Origin of the sequence: Amycolatopsis sp. SID8362, from assembly GCF_010550475.1 — a bacterium.
In the GTDB taxonomy this organism is placed as follows: Bacteria; Actinomycetota; Actinomycetes; order Mycobacteriales; family Pseudonocardiaceae; genus Amycolatopsis; species Amycolatopsis eburnea.
On record NZ_JAAGNB010001613.1, the window covers coordinates 1 to 9,680 of the forward strand.

At 71.5% G+C, this 9,680-nt stretch carries 9 protein-coding genes and 1 pseudogene; 5 read left to right on the forward strand and 5 right to left on the reverse strand.

Annotated elements, in window-relative coordinates:
* The 3 genes from G3I65_RS49680 to G3I65_RS49690 form a co-directional block, all read right to left on the reverse strand.
* A partial coding sequence (locus G3I65_RS49680) for an MBL fold metallo-hydrolase (protein ID WP_160702703.1) occupies positions 1-592 on the reverse strand: 592 nt, incomplete at its 3' end.
* Positions 593-662: 70 nt separating this feature from the next.
* Entirely contained in the window at positions 663-821 is a 159-nt protein-coding gene (locus G3I65_RS49685) for a hypothetical protein (RefSeq protein WP_160702705.1), read from the reverse strand.
* A gap of 1 nt (position 822) precedes the next feature.
* On the reverse strand, positions 823-2,862 hold the full coding sequence (locus G3I65_RS49690) for a germacradienol/geosmin synthase (protein ID WP_163046894.1): 2,040 nt from the start codon (positions 2,860-2,862) through the stop codon (positions 823-825).
* A gap of 167 nt (positions 2,863-3,029) precedes the next feature.
* Between G3I65_RS49690 and G3I65_RS49695 the strand changes: the two genes are divergently transcribed.
* On the forward strand, positions 3,030-3,326 hold the full coding sequence (locus G3I65_RS49695; RefSeq protein ID WP_160702709.1) for a GNAT family N-acetyltransferase: 297 nt from the start codon (positions 3,030-3,032) through the stop codon (positions 3,324-3,326).
* Between the two features lie 481 nt (positions 3,327-3,807).
* Positions 3,808-4,824, forward strand: coding sequence for a S1 family peptidase (locus tag G3I65_RS49700; protein WP_160702711.1), 1,017 nt, complete (start codon positions 3,808-3,810; stop codon positions 4,822-4,824).
* Between the two features lie 52 nt (positions 4,825-4,876).
* Here the strand turns inward: G3I65_RS49700 and G3I65_RS49705 are convergent, their stop codons facing one another.
* Both G3I65_RS49705 and G3I65_RS49710 read right to left on the reverse strand, forming a co-directional pair.
* Positions 4,877-5,506: a cyclopropane-fatty-acyl-phospholipid synthase family protein gene (locus G3I65_RS49705; RefSeq protein WP_160702713.1), complete on the reverse strand. Its 630-nt coding sequence runs from the start codon at positions 5,504-5,506 to the stop codon at positions 4,877-4,879.
* 75 nt (positions 5,507-5,581) lie between these two features.
* Positions 5,582-7,156, reverse strand: coding sequence for a discoidin domain-containing protein (locus G3I65_RS49710; protein WP_160702715.1), 1,575 nt, complete (start codon positions 7,154-7,156; stop codon positions 5,582-5,584).
* A 174-nt stretch (positions 7,157-7,330) separates the two neighbouring features.
* On the opposite strand from G3I65_RS49710, the gene G3I65_RS49715 reads away from it, so the two are divergent.
* The 3 genes and pseudogenes from G3I65_RS49715 to G3I65_RS49725 all read left to right on the forward strand — a co-directional run.
* Positions 7,331-8,059 (forward strand): SDR family oxidoreductase, encoded by a 729-nt coding sequence (locus tag G3I65_RS49715; protein WP_160702717.1) that lies wholly within the window; start codon positions 7,331-7,333, stop codon positions 8,057-8,059.
* Positions 8,060-8,157: 98 nt separating this feature from the next.
* Positions 8,158-9,363 (forward strand): cytochrome P450, encoded by a 1,206-nt coding sequence (locus G3I65_RS58950; RefSeq protein WP_160702719.1) that lies wholly within the window; start codon positions 8,158-8,160, stop codon positions 9,361-9,363.
* Positions 9,364-9,413: 50 nt separating this feature from the next.
* Positions 9,414-9,680, forward strand: a pseudogene (locus G3I65_RS49725) (hypothetical protein); the annotation flags it as partial.

Consider the following 9,680-nt stretch of genomic DNA (forward strand, 5'->3'; position numbering starts at 1 on the left):
GGACGAGCTCGGCGGCCCGCGCGGCGCGGGCCGGGTCCAGGTGGCCGGGCCCGAGGTTCGGGCCCCAGCCCCAGACGGGCAGCAGGGCGACGTCGACCGGGCCGAAGTCCGCCATGCCGTCGAACAGGTCGGTGTCGCCGGCGTTGTAGACGGTCGTCTCCGCGGTCTTGATCAGGTGCCCGACGGCGGGGCTCTGCGGGCCGTGGGTGAGCCGCGGCCCCCACCGGTGCCCGGAGTGGACGGCTTCGGTCGCGGTGACGGTCAGCTCGCCCTCGGTCAGGGTCTCGCCGGGCGCGATTTCCTCGACGCGCTCGAAGCCCTTCTTGGCGAGCCAGGACCCGGCCCCGCGCGGGACGACGATCCGGGTGCGCCGCCCGAGCAGCTTGAGGGACGGCAGGTGCAGGTGGTCGCCGTGCAGGTGGGAGAGCAGCACGAGCTCGGCGTCGGCGTAGGTCTCGCGCGGGGGCGGCGGGACGACGCGGGTGAGCCCGCCGACGCGGGCGGTGAGCACGGGATCGGTCAGCACGACCCGGCCACCGAGTTCGAGCCGGACGGTCGAATGGCCGAGGAATCGCAGGTTGAAGCCGCTCACGCTGTCGAGTATCGCCTTCGCGCCGCGCGGACGCCCGGCGGAGTGGCGCGGACAACGCCGTCCGGCTCCGCTAGCGCGAGACCCGGCGCCGGGACCACCGCAGGCGGCGACGTCTTCGCGTCCGGCGCCACCGCGCCCGGAGGTCGGTGCGGAGCGCTTGCTCGGCCTCGCGGTGCATGCCGATCTCGTGCAGCAGCTCGGCGACCCGGACCTGCCTGGCCGACGGCACCTCAGCCGCCCGCGGGCAGCAGGGACGAGATCCGCAGCGCCGACGTCCCGAGCCCCGTCGGCCGGCCGAAGCCGGGGTGGTGGCCCAGCTCCAGCTCGGTGTAGCGGCCCGCGTTCTCGTGCCAGTGGGCGACGCCCGCCAGCCAGTCGCGGAGGTGGTCCGCGGGCGCGGCGTGGCGGAACTCCGCGAGCCGGGCTTCGGCCAGGTCGGCGACGATCGAGAAGGCGCGTTCCTCCGAACAGTCCAGGAAGTTCCGCACCACCAGCACGCTGTTGTTCAGCTCGCCCTCGAAGCGGATTTCCTTGCGGTAGGAGCGCAGGTCGTTGTGCAGCCCGGCGTAGTCGGCGGCGAGGCGGGCGAGGGGCGAGCGGGGCCCGGTGAGGCTCATCGAGAGGTCCGCGCCGAACGTGCGGCGCCGCATCTCGATGTGGTCGATCGGGTCCGGGATCCGGTTCTGCGCCAGGTTCGCCAGCCGCCACAGCCAGCTCGCGGTCATCGACTCGACGGCGGTCCGCACCGCGGCGCGGTTTTCCGTCCGCGGCCAGAGGTCGGCGAGCGCGGTTTCGAGGGCGTTCAGCGGCGCCGGTGCGCCGTCCGCCATGAACCGCGCCAGGCGTTCGTTGCACGCCTTCGCCGCCGCGAGGTCGCGGGTCGCGCCGAACACCTCCTGGTAGTAGTCGTCGGCGTACGTGCTCCAGGTCAGCCAGTCGCTGGTGACGTCGAGCGCCGCCGCCGTCGCGTCCGGGTGGATGCCCGCCGCGCACAGCGGGAGGTCGGCGGCGCGCAGCTTCCGCTCGTCCCAGAGCACGCCGTCGAGGAGGCCCACGCGCCGCGCCCAGTCGACGTTGCGGCGGCGGCAGGACTCCAGGTGCGGGCTGAACCGCGGCGGGAACGGCGCCGCGAGCGAGGGCGGCGCCGAAACCTCGCCGAACGGCGTGTGCGAGTACGCCCGCAGCCGCTGCGGCGCGGTCGCGAGCACCGACGTGAAGACGCGCGCCGCGGACGTCCCGAGGCCGGTCGCGGCACCCGGCTTCGGGCCTCCGTCGTTCATGTAGCGGCTGGAGCGCAGGTGCCACTCGTGACCGCCGGCCTGCCAGTCCTGCAGCCCCTTGACGTAGGCGAACGTCGCGGCGCGGGCGGCCGGGTCGACGCCGTGCTCGTCGAACAGCGCGGGTACCTCGGTGAGCGCGGTGTGCTCGAACTGGTGCAGCCGCGAGGTGATCAGGTCGTTGACCGCGTCGGCCGCCCGCTGCGTGGGGAGGCCGAGGAACCGCTCGAACACGAGCACGCCGTTGGACAGCTCGCCCTCGTCCTGCACCTCGCGCTGGTAGGAGAAGATGTCGTTGCGCAGGTGGACGCTGTCGGCGAAGCAGTCGCGCAGGACCTCCATCGGCCGCGACGCGGCGATCTCGCCCGGCACCTCGGCGTGCACCGAGTGCTCGATCAGGTTCGCCGACCACGGCGCGCCGCCGACCTTCCGCCGCATCTCGACGTACTCGATCGGGTTGGCCAGCCGGCCCTCGTTGATGTTGGCGAGCTCCCACAGCGACTCGTCGAGCAGCGCTTTCGTGCTGGCGATGAAGCGCTTCCGCCAGCCGGCCGACCGATGCGGCACGGTCCGGGCCCACAGGTCCGCGAGCCCGCGCTCCACGGGGTTCTCCGGTGTCGCGGTGATCTCGCCGCCGTCGGGCATGAAGAGCTCGAGGCGGTCGAGGTACGTGCGCGCGCTTTCGATGTCGCCGGTGCGCTTGTACAGCTCGAGGAAGTGGTCGTCGAAGTAGAAGACCCAGACGTACCAGTCGGTGATCAGGTCGAGCTCTTCGGCACCGGCGTCCGGGTGGGTGTACGCGCAGAGCAGGGCGTAGTCGTGGGAGTCGAGGTCGTGCTCGGTCCAGATGACGGTGCCGTGCTGCGGCACGTCGATCATGTCGAGCCCGGCCGCCCACGCCTTGCTGTGCCCGCGCGCGCGTTCGAGGTGCGGGTTCAGCCGGGCGGGGTGCGGGAGGTAGAACTCGGGGAGGGCGAACGGCTGCTCGGGCACCCTGTGAGGCAACCAAAAACGCCGGTGCCCGCCAAGGCCCGCGGCCGGGTTGCACACGAACGGGCCGGGCGCGTCCCCCGGCCGGCCCAGCGCCCGTCACGACCCGGTCGGCGCCCGCCGGCCGGGCATCGCACGATGGGGGACGTACCCCGAGCGAGGAGAACTTGATGAGCGACGAAACCCGAGTGACCGACAACCCGGACGAGAGCCGGTACGAGGTGTGGGTGGGGGACGAACTGGCCGGGATGGCGTACTACGACCTGCGGGGCGAGCTGACGGTGTTCACCCACACGGAGATCGACGACGCGTTCGCCGGGAGGGGGTTGGGGAAGGCGCTGGCGGCGGGGGCGCTGGACGACGTCGTGGCGGCGGGGCGGACGATCGTGCCGGTCTGCCCGTTCATCGCGGGGTACCTGCGGAAGAACCCGGGGTATGAGGACCACGTGCGGTGGCCGAAGGGCTGAGGGCGCGGCCTCCGATGACGTGAATGACTCATTCATGTCGTCGGACGACATGAATGAGTCATTCAGTGCACTCCGGTTGCGGCCCGGTCGCCGCAAAGTCGCGTCGGCGAGCGGGTGACCTGCCGCAGGCTGGCTGCGTGGTCTGCCTGGCGTTGCGGGGATGTCGTGAAAGGGTCGTTCATGTCGTCTGGTGAGGTGAATGACTCTTTCATGACATCGCGGATGGGCGGATCGGCCGTGCTGCCCGACCTTGCCGGGGCCTGGCGCCGGACGACATGAATGAGTCATTCAGTGCACTCCGGTCGCGCGGCCCGGTCGCCGCTGGGCCGAAAGCGTGAGTGGCACTGGGCCGTACGGGTCCAGATCGAGAGGTATGTCCGGATCCATTGGTTATTAACCAACCTTCGTCGGTGTTGCGTTGGTTGCTCGGCAACGAAAGTGACCGGCGCAGGCTTCGAACCGGCAAACCTGGAGGAAGTTGATGACTCCCCGGAAGACCGCTCTCAAGACCTTCGCCGTCTTGTCGGCAGCGGCGCTGACCAGCGGCGTGTGCGCGTCGGCGGCCACCGCGTCCCCGCTGGCCTTCGCCGAGATGCAGGCCCACGCCATCAGCAACGCCACGCAGGTCGCGCAGTCGCTGGGCGCCGCCTCCGGTGGCGTCTACCTGGAGAACGGCAAGGCCGTCGTGAACGTCGTCGACGACGCCGCGCTGCAGAAGGTGCAGGCCGCCGGGCTCAGCGCGAAGAAGGTCAAGCACACCTTCGCCGCGCTCACCGGCGTCAAGAACCAGCTGGACGCGGTGAAGAACGTGCCGCAGACCGCGTGGGGCATCGACACCAAGACCAACCAGGTCGTGGTGAAGGTCTACGACGCCGCCAGCAAGCAGACCGCCGACAAGGTCAGCGCGGCCGCCGCCAAGTACGGCGACAGCGTCCGCGTCGAGCACCGGACCGGCAAGCTCGAGCTGCACATCCAGGACGGCGACGCCATCCAGAACAGCCAGGGCCGCTGCTCGCTCGGCTTCAACGTCACGCGCGGCGGCGAGCCGTTCCTGCTCACCGCCGGGCACTGCACCAACCTCGGCGGCACCTGGTCCGGCGGGGACGTCTCCGGGGCCGAAGTCGTCGAGAGCGACTGCCCCGGCGCCGACTCCGGCCTGCTGACCCGCCCGAACGGCACCGGGCCCGGCGAGATCAACACCGGCCAGAAGATCACCAGTGCGGCCGAGCCGACCGTCGGTGAGCAGATCGAGAAGCAGGGCTCGACCACCGGCGGCGGCAGCGGCGAGGTCACCTCGGTCGACGAGTCGGTCAACTTCGACGTCGGCGTGCTCAACCACGAGTTCGGCACCACCGCGCACACCGACCACGGCGACTCCGGCGGCCCGGCGTACGACGGTGAGAAGGGCCTCGGCACGCTGTCCGGCGGCGACACCCAGACCAGCTACTTCTACCCGCTCACCCTGGAGCTGCAGGCGTACGGCCTCGAGCTCGCCTGATAGCGGAGAAGGCCCCTTTCACGCGCGTCGAGGGCGCGTGAAAGGGGCTTTCTCATGCCTCCAGCCGCTTCGCGCGGTAGACGGCGTCGGTGTGGTGGCCCTCGCCGCGCGTCTCGCACGTCTCGACGACCCACTGCCACGGGTCGCCGAGGAACGTCGTGATCTCCTCCGGCTCGAAGTACAGCTCCTCCGGCGGCTTCTGGCCGTCGAACTCGCGCATGGCCTTCGGCGAGTGCCCGACGACCAGCAGCGAACCGCCCGGCCGGATCGCCGCCGCGGCCGCCGTGAAGACGTCGCGGCGCAGTGCCGGCGGCAGGTGCATGTACTGCGCCGAAATCAGGTCGTACTGCTCTTCGGGCTGCCACTTCAGGATGTCGCGGTGCAGCCAGCGGACGGTCACGCCCGCCTCCTTGGCCGCTTCTTCGGCCCGGGCGAGCGCGACGGTCGAGATGTCGGCGCCGTCCACCGTCCAGCCCTGCTTCGCCAGCCAGATCGCGTCGCCGCCTTCGCCACAGCCGAGGTCGAGGGCGTGCCCGGGTTTCAGCCCGCCGACCTCGGAGCTGAGGTTGGCGTTGACGTTCCCGCTCCAGATCCGGTGCTCGTCGCGCTGGTACATCGCCTCCCAGAACTCCTGCTTGAGCATGTTCTCGACGATCATCGGCTGGTCGTGTGCGTGGGGCATGGTTCCTCCTCGGTGACGTCCCCAGCATGCGGAGGACGTCACCGAAGAGGCAAATCGTGTTGCCGATCCGGCAACTCAGACGGTGCCGTACACCTGCATCTCGTACAGCGAGTAGCCGTACGACGTGCCGCGCGTGAGGCCGTTCATCCGCACGTAGCGGCCGCTGCCGGCCAGCCCGGTGAGGTCGTCGGTGGCGCCGTTGCCGGTCGTGGTGCTGTAGATCGTCGTCCAGGTCGTGCCGTCGGGCGAGGTCTGGATCGTGTACGCCTTGCCGTACGCGGCTTCCCAGCTCAGCTTGACGTGCGTGATCGCCTTGGTGGCGCCGAGGTCGACGCGCAGCCACTCGCTCGCCGTGCCCTCCTTGGACGCCCAGCGCGTGCTCGTCAGGTTGCCGTCGAAGGCCGCGCTCGCCGGGTAGGACGACGACTCGAGCGAGGACGCCGTCGCCGTCTTGCCTTGGGAGAGCAGGGTTTCCGCGCCGCCGGTGACCGTGACGCCCAGCGGCGCGGACTTCCCGCCGCCGGTGATGGTGACCGTCGCCGAGCCGGGGCTCGCGGACGCGGCGGCGGCGACCGTGACGGTCGAGGTCCCGCCGGCCGGCACCGACGTCGGCGCGAACGACACGGTGACGCCTGCGGGAGCGCCGCTCGCGGACAGCGAAACCGCGTCCGTGGCGGTGACGGTGGCCGTCGCCGAAGCGCCCGGCGCGACCGACACCGACGACGGCGTCACGCTGAGGCCCGAGGTGCTGCCCGCCGCGGTGAACGTCCAGCGGGCCTGGGTGCCGGAGCAGCTGCCCGCGCTGAGTGTCGAGCCCGAGGCGCGGAAGCACTTGGTGCTCGTCTGGATGTCGGAGATCGTGCCGTCCGGGTTGATCGACCACTGCTGGGCCGGTCCGCCGGTGCACGTCTGCAGCACGATCGAGCTGCCGGAGATGCCCGCGCACTTGTCGTTGATGACCAGGAACGCGCCGTGGAAGGTGAACCGCTGCGAGGCGCCGCCGGTGCAGGCGGCCACCTTCAGCGTCGTGCCGCTGCTCGGGGCTTCGAGGCAGGTGCCGGTCGAGTTGTTCTTGTACTGGCCGACCGTGGTGTTCGGCTGCGCGCCGCCCCAGCATTCACCGGTGCTGGTGTTGAAGATCGGCGTCGCGTCGTAGGGCTCGTCCGACGGCGGGTCGACGACCACCGGCTCCATGACCGGCGTGTTGTCGGCGTTGTAGTGCGTGAGCGCGTCCTCGCAGTCGATCGCGTCGAAGGCGCTGCCGCCCTCGCCGCCGAGCCAGAGGTCGATGTGGCGCAGCCCGGGGCCGCCGTTGGGGCCCTGGCTGTTCCAGTCGTCGGAACACTCGTCGCAGCCGTCCTCCATGATGAAGTACTTCTTGACCCGCGGCACCCAGACCTTGGTACCGGGCTTCAGCTCGTCGCTGCTGGTGGCGAAGGTGATCGGGTCGGCGTACGTGCCCTTGCCGCCCGCGGTGTCGTGGATCCGCGGGTAGGAGATGTCGCCGCCGGGTGGCGTGTTGTCCCACCAGCCGTAGAAGGTGAGGAAGGTCGGTTGCGTGGTGGCCGCGTTCGCCGTGCCACCGGCGGTGAACGCGGTGGCCACGGCGAGGAACAGGGTCACGACGAGCACGAGCGCGCGCCGGGTCATGCTGCCTCCGGAAGGGGACTGGGCGGACGATGACTGCGGCGTGGCTCCCAGGTTCGCCGGGCGGGGGCGGCCCGTCAACCCCACTTCGTAAACTTTCCTGACGAATGCGTCCTCGTGTCCCGGTCGCTGGGAACGAGCTGGTGGGTAAGCGCTTTCTTCGGTGAAGATGGCGGGATGAGCGAACAGCGGGAAATCGTGGTGACCGGCGGCGGCACCGGCATCGGGCTGGCGATCGCCGCCCGGTTCGCGGCGGCGGGCGAGCGGGTCACCGTCACCGGGCGCCGCAAGGACGTGCTCGAAGCCGCGGCCGAGCGGATCGGCGCGCGGGCAGTGGCCTTCGACGCGAGCGACCCGGCGGCCGTGCAGGCGGCGCTGGCCGAGCTGCCCGAACGCGTCGACGTCCTGGTCAACAACGCCGGCGGCAACACCGACCGGGTCCGCGAGGCGCCCGCACCCGGCGACCTGGCGGGGCTGGCCGACGCGTGGCGCGCGAACTTCGAGGCCAACGTCGTCTCCGCGGTCCTCGTGACGGCCGCGCTGAAGCCGCGCTTCGCGGACAACGTGCGCGTGGTGACCCTCGGCTCCATCGCGGCGAAGCAGGGCTCCGGCTCGTACGGCGCGGCGAAGGCGGCGATCGAGGCGTGGAACACCGACCTCGCGCGGCAGCTCGGCGCCGCCGGCTCGGCCAACGTCGTGGCGCCCGGCGTCACCCTCGACACGGAGTTCTTCCACGGCACGGTTTCCGACGAATGGGTGGCCGCGCGGGTCTCCGTCGCCTTCGACAAGCGGGCCGGCACGCCGGACGAGGTCGCGGAAACCGTGGCGTTCCTGGCGTCCCCGGGCGCCGGGCACGTCACCGGGCAGGTCGTGCACGTCAACGGCGGCGCGTACGGGGCCCGCTAGGCCATCCGGGTCGCAAGCCGGCCGGAACCCCCACGGGGGCGCCGGTTCTCTCCATGGTGGAAGGGAGACAGCCCACCGGAAGAGAGGTGTGATCCGCCGTGACGGCAGCATCCGCGACCCCGGCCCTCCCGACGACGCGACCGGCCGCGTGTCCGTTCGACCCGCCGGGCAGCTACGCCGAGCTGCGGGAAACCGAGCCGGTGTCGCAGGTCCGCTGCCCGGCGGGCATGGACGCGTGGCTGGTGACGCGGTACCAGGACGTCCGCGCGGTGCTCGCCGACCGCGCGCTGAGCTCGCGCGGCGCGTCTTCGGTGCACGTCAACCCGAACGCCGACCTCGACGAGGAGGTCAGCCCGGGCTCGATCATCCAGCTCGACGGCGCCGAGCACGCCCGGCTGCGCAAGAAGGTGATCGCCGAGTTCACCGTGCGGCGCGTGGAGGCGCTGCGCGGCTACGTCCAGGAGCTGGTGGAGAGCCACCTCGACGCGATGCTCGCGAAGCCGGGGCAGGCGGACCTGGTGGCGGACTTCGCGTTGCCGATCCCGTCGCTGGTGATCTGCGAGCTGCTCGGGGTGCCGTACGCGGACCGGTCGCGGTTCCAGCGGCAGAGCGGCTTGCTGGTGAGCACCGACGCCACGCCTGAGGAGGGAAAGCAGGCGTACGACGAGCTTTCCGCCCTGATGGCCGAGCTGTTCACCGACAAGCGGCGGAATCCGCGGGACGACCTGTTCAGCAGGCTGATTTCCCGCGGCGAGTCCGACGGCGACCCGCTGTCGATGGAGGAGCTCGTCGTGCTCGGGCTCAGCCTGCTGGTGGCCGGGCACGAAACGACGGCGAACATGATCGCGCTCAGCGCGCTGGTCCTGATGGAGCAGCCCGCGCAGCGCGACGTCGTGCTGGCCCGGCCGGAGCGGGCGGTCGAGGAACTGCTGCGGTACCTGTCGGTCGTGCAGTTCGGCGTGCTGCGGTACGCGACTTCCGACGTCGAGGTCGGCGGGCGCGCGGTGAAGGCGGGGGAGTGGCTGGTCGCGGCGTTGAACTCCGCGAACCGCGACGAGGAGCTGTTCCCGGGCGGGGACAAGCTGGACTTCGACCGCGAGTCGCCGCGCACGCACGTCGCCTTCGGGTTCGGGGCGCACCAGTGCGTCGGGCAGCAGCTGGCGCGGGTCGAGCTGCAGGAGGCGCTGACGCGGTTGTTCCGGCGGGTGCCCGATCTGCGGCTGTCGGTGCCGCGGGAGTCGTTGGCGTTCAAGCACAACACGCTGGTGTACGGGGTCCGGGAGCTGCCGGTGGCGTGGGGCTGAGAACGGTCTGGAACGCTGGACCGCGTGACCCGCACCCCGCGAGGAGAAGCATGACCGCACGCCGGCTCTGGGCGGCCGTGGAACCGTTGCACGCCGTCGTCTACTTCGCGCCCGAGACCGCGGCGGCGGCCAAGGCGGCAGGCCTGCGCGGGTACTGGATGGGCTACTTCGCGGGCCGCCTGGCGCCGCTGGGCCCGATCGGCCCGGAACCGGCGGCGGCGGTGCTGTTCGGCTTCGCGCCGGCGATGGTGGCGCGGGCGCTGCCGGACGCATGGTCGTTCGCGTCCCCCGCGGCGGTGCTCGAATCCCGGCTCGAG

Bases quoted from the DNA above. Each gene is read 5' to 3' on its own strand.
- G3I65_RS49695 (WP_160702709.1), top strand. From the start codon at position 3,030: ATGAGCGACGAAACCCGAGTGACCGACAACCCGGACGAGAGCCGGTAC.
- G3I65_RS49700 (WP_160702711.1), top strand. From the start codon at position 3,808: ATGACTCCCCGGAAGACCGCTCTCAAGACCTTCGCCGTCTTGTCGGCA.
- G3I65_RS49705 (WP_160702713.1), bottom strand. From the start codon at position 5,506: ATGCCCCACGCACACGACCAGCCGATGATCGTCGAGAACATGCTCAAG.
- G3I65_RS49710 (WP_160702715.1), bottom strand. From the start codon at position 7,156: ATGACCCGGCGCGCGCTCGTGCTCGTCGTGACCCTGTTCCTCGCCGTG.
- G3I65_RS49715 (WP_160702717.1), top strand. From the start codon at position 7,331: ATGAGCGAACAGCGGGAAATCGTGGTGACCGGCGGCGGCACCGGCATC.